This window comes from Stenotrophomonas sp. YJH_SMC_6 (assembly GCF_059371335.1).
This window is the reverse complement of record NZ_JCAFUM010000016.1, coordinates 104,148-123,107: the sequence shown is the minus strand read 5'-3', so window position 1 is coordinate 123,107 and position 18,960 is coordinate 104,148. Positions and strand designations below refer to the sequence as shown.

The window sequence follows — 18,960 nt, the reverse complement described above, 5'->3', positions numbered from 1 at the left end:
TCGACACATGAAACTCTGGTCTATTCGTGGAAACTCGCAGCGCCTCGACGGCGGCGCGATGTTCGGCAACGCGCCGCGCGCGTTGTGGGAAAAATGGGCGGCACCGGACGAGCTCAATCGCATCGAGCTGGCCTGCCGTGCGCTGCTTGCCAGCCCGCTGGAAGGCAAGACCGTGCTGTTTGAAACCGGTATCGGGGCGTTCTTCGATCCGCGCATGCGTGAGCGCTATGGCGTGCAGGAAAGCCAGCACGTACTGATCGATTCGCTGCGCGAAGCAGGTTTCGAGCACGAGGACATTGATGTCGTCGTGCTCAGCCACCTGCATTTCGATCATGCCGGTGGCCTGCTGGCGGCATGGAGCGAAGGGCGTGAGCCGGAACTGCTGTTCCCCAATGCGACCTATGTGGTCGGTGCGCAGCATTGGCAGCGCGCCATGCAGCCGCATCCGCGCGATCGTGCCAGCTTCATTCCGGAGCTGCCTGGCCTGCTGCAGGCCAGCGGTCGCCTGGAAGTAGTGGACGGCGAGTATTCGAAGGTTCTGGGTCGCAGCGTTCGCTTCAGCTACAGCGATGGCCACACGCCTGGGTTGATGCTGGCCGAAATCGTCGGCCACGCGCACGCCGGCGAAGATGCGCACGGCGGGGTGGTGTTCTGTGCCGACCTGATCCCGGGGCGCTCATGGGTACACGTGCCGATCACCATGGGCTACGACCGCAATGCCGAGCTCCTGATCGACGAGAAGCGGCAGTTCCTTGAGGACAAGCTGGCGCGCAACGTGCATCTGTTTTTCACCCACGACCCGCAGGTGGCGCTGGCGCAGCTGGGTCGCGATGACAAGGGGCGTTTCGTGACCCTGCACGAGCAGGGTGAACTGAAGGCGCGCGCGCTGGGGTGACGGGTGTTCGGCAGGGCTGCTCCCTGCACCTGCAGAAGCCGAAGCAAGATCAAGAACGGCATTCCGTGGGATGGCGGGGCGGTGTGGGTGGGCAGGACACGCCGTAAACCCATCCATGGGGGCTCGATGGCGCCATCCACGGCGCCTGCCCACCCACACCGCCCCCACCTCTGACAGGTGGCCGGTGGCTATTGGTGGGTGCCGACCGTTGGTCGGCACATCTGTCAGATATCGATATTCAAATGGGGTCGAATGCCATTGCTGTGCAACGGGCTCTGCCCCCATTCGATTGAACTGGACGAGCGATGCTACGACGCCTTCAGGCAGCTGCTCATGAAGGTCTTGCGCGCGTCACCGGCCAGCTTCTTGGCACCCGCGTCAGCGTTGCACTTGCGCATGCGTTCCTGTTGCGCGTTGGCCGGCTTGGCTTCGGCAGCGTGGCCGCTGAGGCAGGAACTCTGCGCGGTCTTGTAGGCGTCACCCTTCAAGCCCTTGTTCTTGGCCGAGCAGTCGGCCATGCGCTGCTGCTGCGGCGTGGTGGCATTGGCAGCCAGGGGCAGGCCGACCAGCAGGGCAGCGGCCAGCAGGAAAGAAGCTTTCATCGAGAGCACTCCAAGCGGTGGCGGGTGCGCGGAGCATTGGCCTGCAGGCAGCAAGGCCACGTGAAGAATCGTGCCTCGGCAGCGACCGCTTGCAGGGGCATTCAGATCGGCGTATTACTTAGCCAGATGGGTAAGTATGATCCCGCCATTCAAGACGTGTTCCAGGCACTGGCCGACCCCACCCGATGCGCGATCGTGGCGGCGCTGGGGCAGGGGCCGCGCACGGTGTCGACCTTGGCCGAGCCTTTTGAGATGGCCTTGCCCTCGCTGATGAAGCATCTGGCCGTGCTGGAGCGCAGTGGCGTGGTGCGCAGCCGCAAGCAGGGGCGTGTACGCACCTGCGAACTGGTGCCGGAACGGTTGGGCCAGGCCGAGCAATGGCTGGCCGCGCAGCGCGTCGTGTGGGCAGCGCGCGCCGACCGCATGGTCGAGTTTGTCGAAACCCTTCACCGACAGGAGCAGGCCCATGGCCGTAGACGCAGGTAGCAACCCCGAGAACGATCTGGTCATCAGTCGCGTACTGAACGCACCGCGCGCCGCCCTGTGGCGGGCGTGGACCGACCCGGAGCTGCTGCGCCAGTGGTGGTGCCCGAAGCCGTGGTCCACCGAAGTGCGTGCCTTCGACCTGCGCCCGGGCGGCGCCTTCCACACCTTCATGCAGGGCCCCGACGGCGGCAGCAGTGACAACCCGGGCAGCTTTCTGGAGATCGTGCCGCAGCAGCGTCTGGTGTTCACCTCGATGCTGGGCCCGGGCTGGCGGCCGCAGTCACCGTGGCTGGGCTTCACCGCCATCATCTCGATGGAGGATGAGGGCCAGGGCTGTCGTTACACCGCGCAGGTGATGCACCCGAACAAGGCCCTGCGCGACCAGCATGAGCAGATGGGCTTCTTCGACGGCTGGAACACCGTCATCGGCCAGCTGGAAGCGTTCGCGGCCGGCCTGTAGGCCGGCATCCGGGGTGGGGTCAGAGCCCATTCTGCGAAAGGGATCTGACCCCGGTTCACCGGATCAACCGACGCGGGTACCGAAGATGCGGTCACCGGCATCGCCCAGGCCGGGCAGGATGTAGCCCTTGTCGTTGAGCTGGGCATCGATGGCCGCGGTGTAGATTTCCACGTCCGGATGCACGGCCTTGACTGCTTCGATGCCTTCCGGCGCGGCCACCAGGAAGATGCCCTTGATGCGGCGGGCGCCGGCACGCTTGAGCATGTCGATGGTGGCGATCAGGGTGCCGCCGGTGGCCAGCATCGGGTCCAGGATCAGCGCGTCGCGCTCTTCCAGGCGGCCGGTCAGGCGCTCGAAGTAGGGCACCGGCTGCAGGGTTTCCTCATCGCGCTGCAGGCCGACCACGCTGACGCGTGCCGCCGGGATCAGCGACAGCACGCCGCTGAGCATGCCCAGGCCGGCGCGCAGGATCGGCACCACGGTGATCTTGGCGCCGGCGATGCGCTGCACGGTGACCGGACCGGCCCAGCCGGGCAGGGTGTGAGGCTCGGTGTCCAGGTCGGCGGTGGCCTCGTAGGCCAGCAGCGTGCCGAGCTCGTTGGCCAGTTCGCGGAAATCCTTGGTGCTGAGCGCAGCGTTGCGCATCAGGCCGATCTTGTGCTGCACCAGCGGGTGGCGCACTTCGACGATCTTCATGGTCGGGAAGGGGGATAAGGAGAGAGGACGCCATTTTGCCGGATTGGGCGCCCAACCCCAAACCGGGGCCGGAGACGGCCTGCATGAAATGTGCAGATGCATGTCATTGCCATGCAACCTTGCGGACATACCGTGCAGACCCATTCTTAACAGGAATGGGGATTCCCAGTGCATATCAAGACTCCGTTGGCCGTTGCCATCACCCTGACCCTGGCGATGGGGGCTGCTGCACCACTGCAGGCCGCCGGGCAGCAGGCGGTCGCCGCCACCGGTGCAGTGGCCGCCGATGCGGTCGACCTGGACCGCATTGAAGTGCGCGCCCAGCTTGAATCGCAGATCCGCGCGGTGGACCTCAAGCGCAGCAGCAACGCCATCGAGGATGCGGTGTCGTCCGACGCGCTGGGCCAGTACCCGGACAAGAACGTGGCCGAGTCGCTGCAACGCCTGCCGGGCATCAGCGTGACGCGCGACCAGGGCGAGGGCCGCTACGTGGTCGTGCGCGGACTGGATGCCAACCTCAACAGCGTCAGCGTCGACGGCATCGCCATCGGCACACCGGACAACTCCAGCCGCGCCGCACCGATGGACGTGATCCCGTCCGATTCGACCGAGCGCCTGCGCGTGGTCAAATCACCGACCCCGGACATGCCGGGCGACGCCATTGGCGGCGCGATCCTGGTCGAGACCGCCTCGGCGTTCGACCGCGAGGGCCGCAGCCTGCGTGGCAAGATCGAAGGCAGCCACCAGCAGCTTTCGGGCGAGACCAGCCCGAAGGCCGCTTTCAACTACAGCGAAGTGTTCAACGACACCTTCGGCATCGCCGCCGGCGTGAACTACCAGAAGCGGACGTTCGAATCGGACAACAGCGAAGTGGAGTACGGTGATGTCAGCGGGAACAAGGATCCGACCACCACCCGCCCGGGCGAAATCACCGCGCTGAACCTGCAGAACCGCAAGTACGAGATCGAGCGCAAGCGCATCGGCGCCAACCTCAATTTCGACTGGCGCCCGAACGAGGACAGCCGTTACTACCTGCGCACGCTGTACAGCCAGTTCGACGATGCCGAAACCCGCCAGCGCGTGATCTTCAACTTCAACAGCGCCGACATGATCGCCACCGGCACCGACCAGTATCGACTTGCCGGCATGCCGAAGGATTCGATCGACAAGCGCATGCGCTACCGGACCAAGGAAGAGAACACCTTCGCCGCCAGCCTGGGTGGCGAGAACAAGCTGACCGACGCGGTACTGGACTACAAAATCGGCTATACCCGCACCGAAGAACGCGTGGACGACGAGATCGAATCGCGCTTCAAGCTCAACGGCAAGGCCTTCAATGGCACGCTGGACCAGCGCAGTCGCCTGCCCACCTACACCTTCGACAACGACCAGTGGCTGGACAACGCCAACTACAAGTTCGACCGTGTGGTGGCCAAGCCGAAGAAGGTGGACGACGAGGAGCGCAGCGCGCAGGTCAATATCCGCTTCGACGGCGACAACAGCAGCTACAAGTTCGGCCTGCTCGGGCGCTGGCGCGACCGTGACGTGAATGTCGATGAGGCGTCGCTGCGCGTGGGTCCGGCGATCAAGCTCAGTGACTGGACGACCGGCTCGCCGGAACATCGCCACGGCCCGATGGGGCAGGGCATGGACTCATCGGCGATGCGCAGCTACTGGTCGCAGCACGGTGGCGAATACAGCGCGCGTCCGCAGGATGTCGGTGGCAACGCCGCGACGTCTCTGGAAGGCGACTACACCGCGCGCGAAGACGTGTTCGCCAGCTATGCGATGGGCACCTGGGACATCGGTGCGCTGCGCGTGATCGGCGGCGTGCGTGTGGAGAACACCCGCTTCAGCGCCACAGGCAATCGCGTGGACGTGGCCAAGGACGGGCGCTCCTACACCGCGACCCGGGTCACCGCCAGCAAGAGCTACAACAACGTACTGCCGGGCCTGCACCTGCGTTACGACGCCAGCGACGACTGGGTGTTCCGCTTCGCCGCCAACAAGACGGTGGCGCGCCCGGGCTTCGGCGATGCCTCGCCGCGCATCGGCCTGGCCCGCAACGACAATGAAGTGCGCCTGGGCAACCCGGAGCTGGATCCGTACGAGTCGACCAACATCGACCTGTCGGTGGAGAAGTACATCGGCGAAAGCGGCATCCTCTCGCTGGGCGTGTTCCACAAGTCGATCGACGGCTACATCGTGCAGGTCCGCCAGGCCGGCGCCGACGGCATCTACGACGGCCTGCCGGTGGTGACCTCGGTCAATGGCGACAAGGCCAAGGTGCGTGGCGCCGAGTTCAACTGGCAGCAGCAGCTGTCGTTCCTCCCGGCTGGCTGGGATGGCCTGCTGGTGGGTGCCAGCGGCACCTGGCTGGACACTGATTTCGACCCGGGCCTGGCCAAGCGCGCCGGTGAGGACTTCACCCTGCCGCGCGCCTCGAAGAACGTGTACAGCGCGCACATCGGTTACGAGAAGTACGGCCTGAGCACCCGCGTGGCAGCCGTACACCGCAGCGAGTACCTGGATACCCTTGGTGCCGGCCGTGCCTTCGACATCTACGTAGCGCCGAACACCCAGCTCGACTTCTCGCTTGACTACAGGTTCACTCCGCGCGTGAGCATGTATTTCGAGGCACAGAACCTGCTGGACAAGCCGCTGGAACTGTACCAGGGCACGCGCTCGCGCACCCTGCAGATGGAAGAATATGGCCGCACCTACGCACTGGGCCTGAAGGTGGCACTGTGAGCGGGCCTCGCATCACCCTGCTGGCCACCATGCTGGCCGTGACGTTGGTGGCCGGCTGCACGCCGGCCAACGGCAATGATCCGGCCGTGGCCAAGCCCGGGGCGAAGGCCACGAACGAGCGTGCGGTGACCACCATCGCCGAGGCATTCCTTTCACCGATGACGCCGGCTGACAACATCGATTCGCCTGCCGCCTGGCGTGCACCTGACGGAAAGCTCTGGCTGATCGCCACTGCCAAGGCCACCGACAAGCTGGTGGTCTACGACGGCAGCAGCGGCCAGCACCTGCGCGACGTAGGCAGCAGCGGCACCGCGCCAGGGCAGTTCGATCGCCCAAACGGCATCGCGGTGACCGACGATCTGCTGTGGATCGTGGAGCGCGACAATCACCGCGTGCAGGTGCTGAGCCTGCCGGACTTCACTCCACTGGCGACCTTCGCTGCGGACGATCTGCGCAAGCCGTACGGGCTGTGGGTCGACCGCCGTGCCGATGGCTACAGCGTCTACGTGACCGACTCCTGGGACAACGGCGAGGATGCACAGGGCCGTGACATCCTGCCGCCGCTGACCGAGCTGGACAAGCGCGTGCGCCAGTACCAGGTGACCCGCGATGGCGCGAAGGTCGAAGCGAAGCTTGTGGCCAGCATCGGTGATACCACTGAGGCGGGTGCCCTGCGCGTGGTCGAGTCGATCTGGGGCGACCCCGAGAACGATCGCCTGCTGATCGCCGAAGAGGACGAGGGCTACGCCAGCGAGTTCAAGGTCTACACGCTGGCCGGACGCTTCACCGGCACCACCTTCGGCCGCGACGTGTTCAAGGCGCAGGCCGAAGGCGTAACCCTGCGCACCTGCGGCAAGGATGGTTGGTGGATCACCACCGAACAGGGCAAGCAGCGCAGCGTGTTCCACCTGTTCGACCGCCACACCCTGAAGCCGGTCGGCGCGTTCCAGGGCAATACCGTGGCCAACACCGATGGCATCTGGATGATGCAGCAGCCCAGCGCGCGCTTCCCGCACGGCGCGTTGTATGCGGTGCATGACGACCAGGGCGTGGTGGCGTTCGACTGGGAGAGCATCGCCAAGCAGTTGGCATTGCCGCTGGAGTGTGGTTCGTGAGCGGTCGTTGCCTGATGCGTACGTTGGCGCTGGGCCTGCTGCTGGCGGTGCCGTCGTTGTGCTTCGCGGCGGCTGAAGCGAACACCCAGGTGCCGCCGGGCAGCCGCCACTACGCAGCGACGACGGTGCCGGACCGCATTGTCGCTTCGCCGGCAGTCGATCCCGGCCATGGGTTCGCCGTGGCCTGGCGCACCGACGGCAGCGTGCAGGCGCCGCTGCTGGAGATTGCCCTTGCCGGTGATTCACCGGCCATCGAGGGCATCCGCCAGGTGCGCGCCACGACCCGCGCGCTGCAGACCGAGAACGGGCTGTCGCACCACCACCGCGCTGATGTCAGCGGCCTGCGGCCCGATACCCTGTACGTCTACCGCGTGCAGGGCAACGGCAGCTGGAGCGCCTGGAACCAGCTGCGCACGCTGGCTGCGCCCGACCAGCCGCTGACCCTGCTGTACTTTGGAGATACCCAGAACAAGAACGTGAGCCATGTCAGCCGCGTGGTGCGCGCCGCGCAGAAGGCCGCACCCGAGGCGCGCCTGAGCCTGTTCGCTGGCGATCTGGTCAGTGGGGGCGATGGTGCCGATGACAGCGAGTGGGGCGAATGGTTTGCCGCCGCCGGTTGGCTGGCGCAGGAAACCCTGGTCGCGCCGGCGATCGGCAACCACGAGTATGTCGAGGAGTTCGAGGACACTCCGCAGGAACGCCGCGTGCTGGGCAGGCACTGGCCGGTGACGTTCGCGCTGCCGGGCAATGGGGCATCCGCCGCACAGCAGACCAGCTACTGGTTCGATGCGCAGGGCGTGCGCGTCGCCGTGGTCGATGGCACGTCGGCACTCGACCTTGGCACGGCCAAGGCGCAGGCCCAGTGGCTGGACAAGGTACTGACCGGCAATCCGCAGCCGTGGACGCTCGTGCTGCTGCACCAGCCGTTCTATTCGCCGCGCGAAGGGCGCGAGAACGGCGCATTGCGTGACGTGCTGCTGCCGGTGGTTCGTCGCCACAACGTCGATCTGGTGCTGCAGGGCCACGATCACACCTATGGCCGCCGTGGTGAAGGACAGGCCGCGACGCCGCAGTATGTGGTGACCGTGGCGGGGCCGAAGCAGTACCGTCTCTCCGACGAGGCACGTAGGACGATGGATCCGGTGGCCGAGGACACCCAGCTGTTCCAGGTGTTGCACATCGATCCGCAGCACCTGCGCTATGAAGCCCGCACGGTGACCGGGCGACTCTACGATGCCTTCGAGCTGCGTCGCGACGCCAAGGGCGGCAAGCAGCGCACGGAGCTGACCGAAGGCCGCATCACGCCGCGTGACTGCCCGCGCGCGCAGACTGCCAAGGGCCGCGCCGATCGCTGCTGGGAATGAGGAGGAGATCCAGATGAAAACCGTACACCGTCTTGTCCCCATGGCTGCCATCGGCGGGGCCCTGCTCCTGCTCGCGACCGCGGTGGCCGCCGCCGATGGCGTGCTGCACCCGTTCCTGGTGGCGCAGCCGAAGCAGGCGCCGCAGGAAGTGAACCTGGCGGTGGAGATTCCGGCCGGCAGCTTCACCAAGTACGAGATCAAGGAGGACGGCCTGGTGCATGTGGATCGCTTCCAGTCGATGCCGGTCGCCTATCCGGCCAACTACGGTTCGATGCCGCGCACGTTGGCTGGCGACAACGATCCGCTGGACGCGCTGGTGCTGACCCGTGAACCCCTGCATCCGGGCGTGATCGTGCGCTTCCGGCCGATCGGCTACCTGAAGATGGTCGACGGCGGCGAGCACGACGAGAAGATCATCGGCGTGCCGACCGACAAGGTTGACCCGACCTACGCCAACATCCGCGACCTGGCCGATCTGCCGGAGATCGAACGACAGCGCATCGAAGCGTTCTTCCGGGTCTACAAGGACCTGCCGGCCGGGCGCAACCCGGTGCAGCTCAACGGTTGGGGCAACGCTGCCGAGGCGCGGACGCTGATCAGCGAAGCGATGAAGCGCTTCGAAAAATAGATCCACGCCATGGCTGGATTCAGTCCAGCAACGTCTCGATGAACGACTCGGCCTGCAGGCGGTCGTCCAGTACCCGGGCCACCGCCCGTACGGCTGCCTCCTGGTGTTCAGGACGGATGCCGCCATCGTCATCGTCGTTGTAGAGGTCATCGCCGGCATCGAGGTACACCGTGCCTGCAGCAGCCAGAGCCGCCATCAAGGTTGGCACATCGGCAGTGATCTCGCCGGCATCCAGCAGGCCGGCGCCGTGATGGCTGAACAGCACACGGCCGTCGTCCAGGTCGAGGATGAACGGATCAGCGCCGCGATCGGCAATCACCAGCCAGTTCGATGGCCAGTCGTTGATCCGTTCGCCGCTGACGCCATGCCATCGATAGCCGGCCTGCTGGCTCCACAGGCGCTGCAGTGGCGGTATCCAGACATCAAGGCCGGGAACGGTGATGCCGGCGCGGCCAACCCTGGCATTGATCTCTTCGCCCAGCGGCCCGACCTGCGCGTAGAACGACGCCAGTGCCGTGGGCAGCGGGAACGGGCCCTGCCAGTCACGCTCGTGCTGCGCATGCAGCGGCCCGAAGCGGGCGAATGAGGCGTGCAGATCATCCATGTCAGAGTCCAACGGGTAGCGGCCGTGCAGCCTAGCAGACGGCGTCTGCGCGCATCCCCTTCACCACCGCTGGCTATCATGTGCGCCTTCCACAACGAAGGCAGTACCTGTGTCGGTAGCGTTGGTATGGTTCCGCCGTGATCTGCGGCTGCAGGACAATCCGGCCCTGCAGGCCGCGCTGGATGCCGGTCACGACGTGGTGCCGGTCTACATCCATGCGCCGCACGAAGAAGGTGAGTGGGCGCCGGGTGCTGCCTCCGATGCGTGGCGCCACCGTTCACTGGCCGCGCTGGATGCGGACCTGCGCACGCGCGGTTCCTCGCTGGTGCTGCGCAGTGGTGACAGCCTGCCGGCCCTGCAGTTGCTGATCGCGCAGACTGGCGCCGAGGCGGTGTACTGGAACCGCAAGTACGAACCGGCCACCCAGCCACGCGACGCCACCATCAAGCGCATGCTGCGCGAGCAGGGCATCGATGCGCAGAGCTGCAATGGCAGCCTGTTGTTCGAGCCTTGGGACATCGCCACCCAGCAGGGCCAGCCGTACAAGGTATTTACGCCGTACTGGCGCAACGTGCTCAGTCATTGGCGCCTGCCGGCACTGCAGGCCGCACCGGAAGCACTGGCGCCGCACGCGGCCGACAGCCTGGCATTGGATGACCTCCAGCTGGCGCCGACGCTGGACTGGGATACCGGCTTCTGGGAGCACTGGCAGCCGGGTGAAGCCGGTGCGCTGGAAGCACTGTCCGTCTTTGAAGACGGTGCCCTGCGCGGGTATCGCGAGCAGCGTGACCTGCCGGACCGTGTCGGGACCTCGCGGCTGTCGCCGCACCTGCATTTCGGCGAAATCGCACCCTGGCGGATTGCCCATGCGCTGGAAGGGCTGCGTAGTGCCGGCACCGACGCCGACATCGACGGCTACCTGCGCCAGCTGGGCTGGCGTGACTTCGCCTACCACCTGCTGCATCACTTCCCGAAGACGCCCACCGACAACCTCAACCCGCGTTTCGATCGCTTCCCATGGGCAACGCCCAGTGAGGCGCAGCTGTACGACTGGCAGCGCGGCAACACCGGCGTGCCGATCGTCGATGCCGGCCTTCGCGAGCTGTGGCACACCGGCTACATGCACAACCGGGTGCGGATGATCGTGGCCAGTTACCTGTGCAAGCACCTGCGCGCGCACTGGCTGCATGGCGCACGCTGGTTCTGGGACACCCTGGTCGATGCCGACCTGGCCAACAACACCATGGGCTGGCAGTGGGTGGCCGGGACCGGTGCCGACGCGGCACCGTACTTCCGTGTGTTCAACCCCGTGACCCAGGCCGAGAAGTTCGATCCGCAGGCACGGTACATCAGCCGCTGGGTGCCCGAACTGGCCGCGCTGCCGGTGAAGGCCCGGTTTGCGCCCTGGCAGCATCCGCTGCTGCTGGCGACACATGCCCCGGGCTATCCGCCTACGCCGCTGGTGGACCTGGCCGCGGGCCGCGACGCCGCATTGGCGGCTTACCGCCAGTCGGGGGCGGGGTAAAGGGCGACCTGAGTGATCTGGTCAGTTAGCTGAACGCGGCCCTGTCGGTGTGCCCGATCATCATTCCGGCATCGCATCGGGCTGTTTATTCTCTTTGCGCCCGCAGGCCGCCGGCCGACCGGAAACCAAGGAGAACCTCATGATCCGCAACACCACCCGCAACGTCGCACTGGCCCTGATGAGCGCGGCCGTCCTGTCGGCCTGCGCCACCGGCGGCTCCTACGTACAGAGTGACCAGTACGGCAACCCCACCGAGCAGCAGAACCGCACCGGGCGCAACGCCCTGATCGGTACCGCCATCGGCGTGGCAGCCGGCCTGCTGACCGGCGACAGCGCCACCGAGCGACGCCAGCATGCCCTGATCGGCGCCGGTATCGGTGCGCTCAGCGGCGCCGCCGTCGGCCAGTACCAGGATCGCCAGGAACGCGCACTGCGCGAGCGCACTGCCAACACCGGCATCGATGTGCAGCGCCAGGGCGACAACATCATGCTGAACCTGCCGGACGGCATCACTTTCGACTTCGGCAAGTCGACCCTGAAGCCGCAGTTCTACGGCGCGCTCAATGGCGTGGCAGGCACCCTGCGTGACTACAACCAGACCATGATCGAAGTGGTCGGCCACACCGACAGCATCGGCAGCGATGCGGTCAACAACCGCCTGTCGAAGGAACGTGCCGACTCGGTCGCGCAGTACCTGATCGGCCAGGGCGTGCAGAGCGTGCGCATCGAAACGCTGGGCGCCGGCAAGTCGTACCCGATTGCCGACAACAGCACCGACGCCGGCCGCGCCAAGAACCGCCGCGTCGAGATCCGGGTGATTCCGCTCAAGCAATAACGCGTAGCGTTATTGCTTGAGCCGGTCCGGCCATCGGCCGGAACGAAAATGCCGCCCTTGCAGGCGGCATTTTTGTGGGTGCCGAGCGTTGCTCGGCACGCCGATAGCGCATCCTTCTGTAAGCCATGCCGACCAAGGTCGGCAACTACCAGGAGATGGGTAGGCGCTCTTGTTGCAGGCTACGCCGCAGAAGCGGCCACCTTCTCCAGGATCCGCTTGCCGCTGCTTTCCAGAGCGGCGTCTTCCTTTTCCTTCTGCTGCTGCGCCAGCTTAGCGCCCGGGCACTGCGCCAGCATGTAATTGGCGTCGAAGTTGAGCTTCTCGACCAGGAAGTCGACGAACGCCCGCACCTTCGGCGAAACCAGGCGGCCGCCTGCGAACACGGCGTTGAAGTCCACTTCCGGGCCGGTCCAGCCGGCCAGCACGCGGCGCACCATGCCTGATTCAACGAACGGCTTGGCCATCACGTCGCCGGTCAGCAGCAGGCCTTCGCCACAGACCAATGCACCATTCAACGCAGACATGTCGTTGGCGGTCATCAGCGGGGTGACCGGGAAGTCACGCAGCTCGCCGCCGTTCTCGCCCAGCTGCCAGGTGAAGCGCGGCGAATTGCCGGTGTGGTACGGCTTGCGCATCGCCAGGATGCGATGGAACTGCAGCTCCTCCGGATGCAGCGGCTCGCCATAGCGCTCGATGTAGGCCGGGCTGGCGAACACCTGCGTGCGCAGGCTGCCGAGCTTGCGTGCGACCAGGTTGGAATCGGGCAGGGCCCCCACGCGCAGCGCAAGGTCCGCTTCACCTGCAATCAGGTCCAGCTTCTCGTTGCCCATGTGCATGTCCAGGCGGATCTCCGGATACTGCGCATGGAACTGGCCCAGCAGCGGGGCGATCCAGGTGATGCCGATCGAATAGGGCACGGTGAAGCGCAGCCAGCCGCGCGGGCCGGACTGCAGCTGGCTCACCGCGCTCTCGGCCTCTTCCAGTTCGCGCGCGATGCGCTGGCAATGTTCGTGGTAGATCGAACCGGCTTCGGTCAGGCCGAGGCGGCGCGTGGTCCGGTGCAGCAGGCGCGCGCCCAGGCGCGTTTCCAGCTCCTGCACTTTGCGGCTGACCGTGGTCTTGGGCAGGCCGAGCGATTTGGCAGCGGCAATGAAGCTGCCTTGCTCGACCACTTTGACGAAGATCAGCGTCTCGTTGAGATCGTGGGACATGGTCGGGGATCCTGGACGTCGGGGATGGGACAATCGTGACAGAACGATTGGACCGGGAGCGGGATGATTATTCCCCTTAATCAGGACTAATCAAGTAAAGGTTTGAGGTCTATCGTGGCGCCATTCGTTAATTGGAGCCCGTCCGCCATGAGCCTGCGCAACATTCTTGCCCGACTCCGGAACGCCGGCCAGAACACCCTGGACCTGGCGATGACCGTCGAAGCCCGTCCGAGTTCCTTGGTACACAAGGACTTTCGTGAGTTTACCGCGCCCATGCGTCAGCAGCGTGGCGGTGCCATCCGCCTGGCCCCTCACAAGGGTGACCGCCTGCGCCGAATCGGGACTATCCCGGATTTGGGAGGAAATGTCCCGTGAATGGGATGCTGACGCCTGAAGTCCTGGTCCTGGGCGGCACCGGTGCCGTCGGCCAGGGTGTGGTTGGCGCGCTGCTGGAGGCCGGCAGCCCGGTACTGGTTGTCGGCCGCGATCCGAGCCGGCTGGCGGCGCTGCACGAGCAGTTCGCTGACGAGCCGGGCCTGGAGACGCTGCTGGGGTCGCTCAGCGACGACGGATCGGCGCGCGCGCTGGCCGAACGCATCGCGCAGCGCCCGCGCCCGTTGGCGGCGGTGATCGCCGCAATGGGTGGACCGTACCGCCGCGGTCGCGTGGTCGACCGCAACGGTGACGAACTGATGGGCGCGATGCAGGCCGATCTGATGCCGCACGTGCACGCGGTGCGTCACCTGCTGCCGCTGCTGCAGGACAACGTGCATGCGCGCCGCTACGTGATGATCGGCAGCCCGGCCAACGCCAAACCATGGGCGGGCTACGGCGAGACCTCGATCACCACCGCCGCGCTGCGCATGTACGCGCAGGTCGTGCACCAGGAAGCGCAGGCGCTGGGCGTGCGCGCGCAGATGCTGGAAGTCTGCAGCCCGGTGTGCACCCCGGCCAATGCGGCCAATGCCTGCATCGAGTGGCCCAGCTCGCTGCTGGTCGGTCGCCGCGTTGTGTCGCTGCTGGATGGTTGCCGCGACAACCGTGCCATCGTCCGCTGTGACAGCAGCGATGCCGAACTGCCGCGCGGCCTGCTGCACCTGGAAGTTCCCCCTTTGTGGCGCGATACCGCAGGCGTTGCTTGACCTCGACCATGGTTGAGGTCGCAGGATACGCCGCCGATTTTTGCAACACGTTCTCATATAGCTGTACCACCCCTCCGTACGGATGCATGCCATGACTTCCCCCAATACCACCCCACATCGTTTCGGCCATCGCATTGCGATGGTCGGCGTGTCGATCCTCGCCGCAGCCGTGCTTGCGGCCTGCAGCGGCGGCCACGCCGAAGAAGCCGGTGCACCGCCGCCGCCGCAGGTCAGCGCCGCGCCGGTACTGGTCAAGCAGGTCAGCCAGTGGGACGAGTTCAGCGGCCGCGTCGAAGCGGTGCAGAGCGTTGAACTGCGCCCGCGCGTGTCCGGCTACATCGACAAGGTCAACTACGTCGAAGGCCAGGAAGTGAAGAAGGGCGAAGTGCTCTTCACCATCGACGCGCGCAGCTACCAGGCCGAGTACGATCGAGCGGCTGCCGAGCTGGCCCGCGCCCGCACCCAGGCCACGCTGGCCCGCAGCGAGTCCGAGCGCGCCAAGCGACTGTCCGAGCAGCAGGCGATCTCCACCGAGACCGCCGAACAGCGTCGCGCGGCCGCCGACCAGTCCGGTGCCGCCGTGCAGGCCGCGCAGGCTGCGCTGGACGCGGCCCGGCTCAACCTGGAGTTCACCAAGGTGCGTGCACCGATCGACGGCCGTGCCGGTCGCGCGATGGTCACCGCCGGCAACCTGGTCACCGCCGGCGACAGTGCCAGCGTGCTGACCACGCTGGTCTCGCTGGATACCGTCTTTGTCTACTTCGATGCCGACGAAAGCACCTTCCTGCGCTACGCCCAGATGGCACGCAAGGGCGAGCGCCCGAGCGAGCGTGACAGCGAACTGCCGGTGAAGGTTGGCCTGTCCGGCGAAGAGGGCTACCCGCACTCGGGCAAGGTCGACTTCCTCGACAACCAGGTCGCCCGCAGCACCGGCACCATCCGCGTCCGCGCACTGCTGGACAACGCCGACCGCCAGTTCACGCCGGGCCTGTTCGCCCGCGTGCAGCTGCTCGGCAGCGGCCAGTTCCAGGCGCTGCTGATCGATGACAAGGCCGTGCTGACCGACCAGGACCGCAAGTATGTCTACGTGGTCGACAAGGATGGCAAGGCCCAGCGCCGCGACATCCAGCTCGGTCGCACCGCTGATGGCCTGCGCATTGTCGAACACGGCCTGGCCGCGGGCGACAAGGTGATCATCGACGGCGTGCAGAAGGTCTTCATGCCGGGCATGCCGGTGCAGGCCAAGGCGGTGGCGATGCAGCCACAGCCGGCGCCGGCACCGGGCCGCGATGCCACCGCCGCCCTGAAGCACTGATCCGCGTCCCCGCTTAGCTGCCGGCGCCAGCGGCAGCCTTCCCTGCCTTCGTCATTTCGGCGAGGGGCAGGGTGGCTGTTGCCCGCCGAATGCCTTTCCCAGGAATTCCTCCATGGACTTTTCCCGTTTCTTCATCGACAGGCCGATCTTCGCGGCGGTGCTGTCGATCGTGATCTTTGCCGCAGGCCTGATCACGATTCCAATCCTGCCGATCAGCGAGTACCCGGAAGTGGTGCCGCCGTCGGTGGTCGTGCGCACGGTCTATCCGGGCGCCAACCCCAAGGTCATTGCCGAGACCGTCGCCACGCCGCTTGAAGAAGCCATCAACGGCGTCGAAGGCATGATGTACCTGAAGTCGGTCGCCGGTTCCGACGGCGTGCTGCAGATGACCGTCACCTTCCGCCCGGGTACCGACCCGGACGCAGCGGCGGTGAAGGTGCAGAACCGCGTGGCGCAGGCGCAGGCGCGCCTGCCCGAGGACGTGCGCCGGCAGGGCGTGACCACGCAGAAGCAGTCGCCGACCTTCCTGATGGTGGTGCACCTGACCTCCCCGCAAGGCAAGTACGACACCCTGTACCTGCGCAACTACGCCCGCCTGCACGTCAAGGATGCGCTGGCGCGCATTCCGGGCGTTGGTGATGCGCAGATCTTCGGTGGTGGCGACTACGCCATGCGCGCCTGGCTGGATCCGGACAAGGTGGCTTCGCGCGGCCTGACCGCCAGCGACGTGGTGCGCGCCATGCGCGAGCAGAACGTGCAGGTGTCGGCCGGCCAGCTCGGCGCCGAACCGCTGCCGGACAGCAAGTTCCTGACCCTGATCAATGCCCAGGGCCGGCTGAAGACCGAAAAGGAATTCGGCGACATCGTGCTCAAGAGCGGCACCGATGGCGAGATCGTGCGCCTGTCCGACGTGGCCCGCCTGGAACTGGGTGCGGGTGACTACACCCTGCGCTCGCAGCTGGACGGCAAGAACGCGGTCGGTATCGGCATCTTCCAGTCGCCGGGTGCGAACGCGCTGGAAATCCGTGACCAGGTCATCTCGACGATGGACGAGATGCAGAAGACCATGCCGGCCGACGTGAAGTACGAAGCGGTGTATGACACCACCATCTTCGTGCGCGACTCGATCAAGGCCGTGGTCTCCACGCTGCTGGAAGCGATCGCGCTGGTGGTGCTGGTGGTGATCCTGTTCCTGCAGACCTGGCGTGCCTCGATCATCCCGTTGATCGCCGTGCCGGTGTCGGTGGTGGGTACCTTCGCCGCGCTGTACCTGCTGGGCTTCTCGATCAATACGCTGAGCCTGTTCGGCCTGGTGCTGGCGATCGGCATCGTGGTCGACGACGCGATCGTGGTGGTGGAGAACGTCGAGCGCAACATCGAGGAAGGTCTGTCGCCCACCGCCGCGGCCCACCAGGCCATGCGCGAAGTGTCCGGCCCGATCGTGGCGATCGCGCTGGTGCTGTGTGCCGTGTTCGTGCCGATGGCGTTCCTGTCCGGTGTCACCGGCCAGTTCTACAAGCAGTTCGCGGTCACCATCGCCATCTCCACGGTGATCTCGGCGATCAACTCGCTGACCCTGTCGCCGGCCCTCGCCGCGCGCCTGCTGAAGGCCCACGGCGCACCGAAGGATGGCCCGAGCCGCCTGATCGACCGCCTGTTCGGCTGGGTGTTCCGTCCGTTCAACCGCTTCTTCAAGTCCAGCTCGGAGAAGTACGAACGTGGCGTGGCCCGCATCCTCGGCCGACGTGGCGCGGTGTTCGTGGTCTACGCGATCCTGCTGGTCGGTACCGGCGTGATCTTCAAGCTGGTGCCGCCGGGCTTCATCCCGACCCAGGACAAGCTGTACCTGATCGCCGGCGTGAAGCTGCCGGAAGGTTCGTCGATCGCGCGTACCGATGAAATGCTGCGCAAGGTGGCCAAGATCGCCCAGGAAACCGATGGCGTGGCCCACACCATCTCGTTCCCGGGCCTGAACGCGCTGCAGTTCACCAATACGCCCAATACCGGTGTGGCGTTCATTCCGCTCAAGCCCTTCGCCGAGCGTCATGGCCGTACCGCTGCGCAGATCAATGCCGAGATCAACCAGAAGATCGCCGGTCTGCAGGAAGGCTTCGCCTTCGCGATGATGCCGCCGCCGATCCTCGGTCTGGGCAACGGCAACGGCTACCAGATGTTCATCGAGGACCGCGGCAACCTGGGCTACGGCGCGCTGCAGAATGCGGTGCAGGCGATGCAGGGCACCGTGGCGCAGACGCCGGGCATGGCCTTCCCGATTTCCAGCTACCAGGCCAACGTGCCGCAGCTGGATGCCGAGGTCGACCGCGTCAAGGCCAAGGCACAGGGCGTGCAGCTCACCGAACTGTTCGACACCCTGCAGACCTACCTGGGTTCGGCCTACGTCAACGACTTCAACCAGTTCGGCCGTACCTGGCAGGTGATCGCCCAGGCAGACGGTCCGTTCCGCGAGACGGTCGAGGACATCGGCAAGCTGCGTACCCGCAACGACCGCGGCGAGATGGTGCCGATCGGTTCGATGGTCACCATCAAGCAGACCTTCGGCCCGGACCCGGTGCTGCGCTTCAATGGTTACCCGGCAGCGGACCTGGCCGGTGAAGCCGACCCGCGCCTGCTGTCCTCGGCCGAGGCGATGACCAAGCTGACCGAGATCGCCGGCAAGGTGCTGCCGGTGGGCATGACCACCGAATGGACCGACCTGAGCTACCAGCAGGCGACCCAAGGCAAAGCCGCCTTCATCGTGTTCCCGGTGGCGATCATGCTGGCCTTCCTGGTGCTGGCCGCGCTGTACGAGAGCTGGTCGCTGCCGCTGGCGGTGATCCTGATCGTGCCGATGACCCTGCTGTCCGCGCTGTTCGGCGTCTGGCTGACCGGCGGTGACAACAACGTGTTCGTGCAGGTCGGCCTGGTGGTGCTGATGGGCCTGGCGTGCAAGAACGCGATCCTGATCGTCGAGTTCGCCAGAGAACTGGAGATGGGCGGCAAGGGAATCGTTGAAGCTGCGCTGGAAGCCTGCCGCCTGCGCCTGCGCCCGATCGTGATGACCTCCATCGCGTTCATCGCCGGCACCGTGCCGCTGGTGCTGTCGCACGGTGCAGGTGCCGAGGTGCGCTCGGTGACCGGTATCACCGTGTTCGCCGGCATGCTGGGCGTGACCCTGTTCGGCCTGTTCCTCACCCCGGTGTTCTACGTGGCCCTGCGCAAGTTCGTCACCCGCAACGGTGGTGGCCAGCTGGTGCAGCACGGCGAGCCGACCATCCACCACTGACATGGAACCCCGTCGCCGCCGGTCAATGGCCGGCGGCGGCTTCCCCCT

At 66.2% G+C, this 18,960-nt stretch carries 17 protein-coding genes; 13 read left to right on the top strand and 4 right to left on the bottom strand.

All coding sequences use genetic code 11. From position 1 onward, the window contains the following. Positions 1-7: 7 nt before the first annotated feature. Positions 8-895 carry an MBL fold metallo-hydrolase gene (locus AC5P9N_RS18350; RefSeq protein ID WP_005412984.1) on the top strand — a complete coding sequence of 296 codons (888 nt, stop codon included), beginning with the start codon at positions 8-10 and terminating at the stop codon, positions 893-895. Positions 896-1,203: 308 nt separating this feature from the next. Here AC5P9N_RS18350 and AC5P9N_RS18345 read toward each other — a convergent pair whose 3' ends face one another. After that, positions 1,204-1,497, bottom strand: a complete 294-nt coding sequence (locus tag AC5P9N_RS18345) for a PsiF family protein (protein ID WP_005409096.1) — start codon at positions 1,495-1,497, stop codon at positions 1,204-1,206. 60 nt (positions 1,498-1,557) lie between these two features. Between AC5P9N_RS18345 and AC5P9N_RS18340 the strand changes: the two genes are divergently transcribed. Together AC5P9N_RS18340 and AC5P9N_RS18335 are read left to right on the top strand one after the other, a co-directional pair. Then, on the top strand, positions 1,558-1,983 hold the full coding sequence (locus AC5P9N_RS18340; protein ID WP_227415832.1) for an ArsR/SmtB family transcription factor: 426 nt from the start codon (positions 1,558-1,560) through the stop codon (positions 1,981-1,983). Beyond that, positions 1,964-2,443 (top strand): SRPBCC family protein, encoded by a 480-nt coding sequence (locus tag AC5P9N_RS18335; RefSeq protein ID WP_099484008.1) that lies wholly within the window; start codon positions 1,964-1,966, stop codon positions 2,441-2,443. The genes AC5P9N_RS18340 and AC5P9N_RS18335 overlap by 20 nt, the downstream gene beginning before the upstream one ends. 63 nt (positions 2,444-2,506) lie before the next feature. Here the strand turns inward: AC5P9N_RS18335 and upp are convergent, their stop codons facing one another. Next, positions 2,507-3,139 carry a uracil phosphoribosyltransferase gene (upp, locus tag AC5P9N_RS18330; protein WP_005409099.1) on the bottom strand — a complete coding sequence of 211 codons (633 nt, stop codon included), beginning with the start codon at positions 3,137-3,139 and terminating at the stop codon, positions 2,507-2,509. A 216-nt stretch (positions 3,140-3,355) separates the two neighbouring features. On the opposite strand from upp, the gene AC5P9N_RS18325 reads away from it, so the two are divergent. From AC5P9N_RS18325 to AC5P9N_RS18310, 4 genes are read left to right on the top strand one after another with little or no spacing between them, the layout of a single operon-like run. After that, positions 3,356-5,890 (top strand): TonB-dependent receptor, encoded by a 2,535-nt coding sequence (locus tag AC5P9N_RS18325; RefSeq protein WP_219625174.1) that lies wholly within the window; start codon positions 3,356-3,358, stop codon positions 5,888-5,890. Positions 5,891-5,919: 29 nt separating this feature from the next. Next, on the top strand, positions 5,920-7,005 hold the full coding sequence (locus AC5P9N_RS18320) for a phytase (RefSeq protein ID WP_032966030.1): 1,086 nt from the start codon (positions 5,920-5,922) through the stop codon (positions 7,003-7,005). A 14-nt stretch (positions 7,006-7,019) separates the two neighbouring features. Then, complete coding sequence (locus tag AC5P9N_RS18315; RefSeq protein ID WP_194434588.1) at positions 7,020-8,369, top strand: purple acid phosphatase family protein; 1,350 nt, start codon at positions 7,020-7,022, stop codon at positions 8,367-8,369. Between the two features lie 13 nt (positions 8,370-8,382). Further along, on the top strand, positions 8,383-8,997 hold the full coding sequence (locus AC5P9N_RS18310; RefSeq protein WP_012479786.1) for an inorganic diphosphatase: 615 nt from the start codon (positions 8,383-8,385) through the stop codon (positions 8,995-8,997). 19 nt (positions 8,998-9,016) lie between these two features. Here AC5P9N_RS18310 and AC5P9N_RS18305 read toward each other — a convergent pair whose 3' ends face one another. Beyond that, positions 9,017-9,601, bottom strand: coding sequence for a hypothetical protein (locus tag AC5P9N_RS18305; protein WP_049395950.1), 585 nt, complete (start codon positions 9,599-9,601; stop codon positions 9,017-9,019). A 109-nt stretch (positions 9,602-9,710) separates the two neighbouring features. Between AC5P9N_RS18305 and AC5P9N_RS18300 the strand changes: the two genes are divergently transcribed. Further along, on the top strand, positions 9,711-11,126 hold the full coding sequence (locus AC5P9N_RS18300; protein ID WP_060380712.1) for a cryptochrome/photolyase family protein: 1,416 nt from the start codon (positions 9,711-9,713) through the stop codon (positions 11,124-11,126). A 139-nt stretch (positions 11,127-11,265) separates the two neighbouring features. Further along, positions 11,266-11,961: a YiaD family glycine zipper/OmpA-like lipoprotein gene (locus tag AC5P9N_RS18295; RefSeq protein ID WP_005409106.1), complete on the top strand. Its 696-nt coding sequence runs from the start codon at positions 11,266-11,268 to the stop codon at positions 11,959-11,961. A 179-nt stretch (positions 11,962-12,140) separates the two neighbouring features. On the opposite strand, the gene AC5P9N_RS18290 is transcribed toward AC5P9N_RS18295, so the two are convergent. Continuing rightward, a complete protein-coding gene (locus AC5P9N_RS18290) occupies positions 12,141-13,172 on the bottom strand; it encodes a LysR family transcriptional regulator (RefSeq protein WP_005409107.1) in 1,032 nt (343 codons plus the stop codon). A 147-nt stretch (positions 13,173-13,319) separates the two neighbouring features. Between AC5P9N_RS18290 and AC5P9N_RS18285 the strand changes: the two genes are divergently transcribed. The 4 genes from AC5P9N_RS18285 (at position 13,320) to AC5P9N_RS18270 (ending at position 18,912) form a co-directional block, all read left to right on the top strand. Then, positions 13,320-13,547: a hypothetical protein gene (locus AC5P9N_RS18285; protein WP_005409108.1), complete on the top strand. Its 228-nt coding sequence runs from the start codon at positions 13,320-13,322 to the stop codon at positions 13,545-13,547. Continuing rightward, positions 13,544-14,314 carry an SDR family NAD(P)-dependent oxidoreductase gene (locus AC5P9N_RS18280; RefSeq protein ID WP_005412995.1) on the top strand — a complete coding sequence of 257 codons (771 nt, stop codon included), beginning with the start codon at positions 13,544-13,546 and terminating at the stop codon, positions 14,312-14,314. Before AC5P9N_RS18285 ends, AC5P9N_RS18280 begins: the two co-directional genes overlap by 4 nt. A 91-nt stretch (positions 14,315-14,405) precedes the next feature. Next, positions 14,406-15,629, top strand: coding sequence for an efflux RND transporter periplasmic adaptor subunit (locus AC5P9N_RS18275; protein ID WP_005409110.1), 1,224 nt, complete (start codon positions 14,406-14,408; stop codon positions 15,627-15,629). A 112-nt stretch (positions 15,630-15,741) separates the two neighbouring features. Further along, a complete protein-coding gene (locus AC5P9N_RS18270; RefSeq protein ID WP_005409111.1) occupies positions 15,742-18,912 on the top strand; it encodes an efflux RND transporter permease subunit in 3,171 nt (1,056 codons plus the stop codon). Positions 18,913-18,960 lie beyond the last annotated feature (48 nt).

Excerpts from the sequence above, each read along its gene's own strand:
- AC5P9N_RS18350 (WP_005412984.1), top strand. The coding sequence starts at position 8 with ATGAAACTCTGGTCTATTCGTGGAAACTCGCAGCGCCTCGACGGCGGC.
- AC5P9N_RS18345 (WP_005409096.1), bottom strand. The coding sequence starts at position 1,497 with ATGAAAGCTTCTTTCCTGCTGGCCGCTGCCCTGCTGGTCGGCCTGCCC.
- AC5P9N_RS18335 (WP_099484008.1), top strand. The coding sequence starts at position 1,964 with ATGGCCGTAGACGCAGGTAGCAACCCCGAGAACGATCTGGTCATCAGT.
- upp (WP_005409099.1), bottom strand. The coding sequence starts at position 3,139 with ATGAAGATCGTCGAAGTGCGCCACCCGCTGGTGCAGCACAAGATCGGC.
- AC5P9N_RS18325 (WP_219625174.1), top strand. The coding sequence starts at position 3,356 with ATGGGGGCTGCTGCACCACTGCAGGCCGCCGGGCAGCAGGCGGTCGCC.
- AC5P9N_RS18320 (WP_032966030.1), top strand. The coding sequence starts at position 5,920 with ATGCTGGCCGTGACGTTGGTGGCCGGCTGCACGCCGGCCAACGGCAAT.
- AC5P9N_RS18315 (WP_194434588.1), top strand. The coding sequence starts at position 7,020 with ATGCGTACGTTGGCGCTGGGCCTGCTGCTGGCGGTGCCGTCGTTGTGC.
- AC5P9N_RS18310 (WP_012479786.1), top strand. The coding sequence starts at position 8,383 with ATGAAAACCGTACACCGTCTTGTCCCCATGGCTGCCATCGGCGGGGCC.
- AC5P9N_RS18305 (WP_049395950.1), bottom strand. The coding sequence starts at position 9,601 with ATGGATGATCTGCACGCCTCATTCGCCCGCTTCGGGCCGCTGCATGCG.
- AC5P9N_RS18295 (WP_005409106.1), top strand. The coding sequence starts at position 11,266 with ATGATCCGCAACACCACCCGCAACGTCGCACTGGCCCTGATGAGCGCG.
- AC5P9N_RS18290 (WP_005409107.1), bottom strand. The coding sequence starts at position 13,172 with ATGTCCCACGATCTCAACGAGACGCTGATCTTCGTCAAAGTGGTCGAG.
- AC5P9N_RS18285 (WP_005409108.1), top strand. The coding sequence starts at position 13,320 with ATGAGCCTGCGCAACATTCTTGCCCGACTCCGGAACGCCGGCCAGAAC.
- AC5P9N_RS18275 (WP_005409110.1), top strand. The coding sequence starts at position 14,406 with ATGACTTCCCCCAATACCACCCCACATCGTTTCGGCCATCGCATTGCG.
- AC5P9N_RS18270 (WP_005409111.1), top strand. The coding sequence starts at position 15,742 with ATGGACTTTTCCCGTTTCTTCATCGACAGGCCGATCTTCGCGGCGGTG.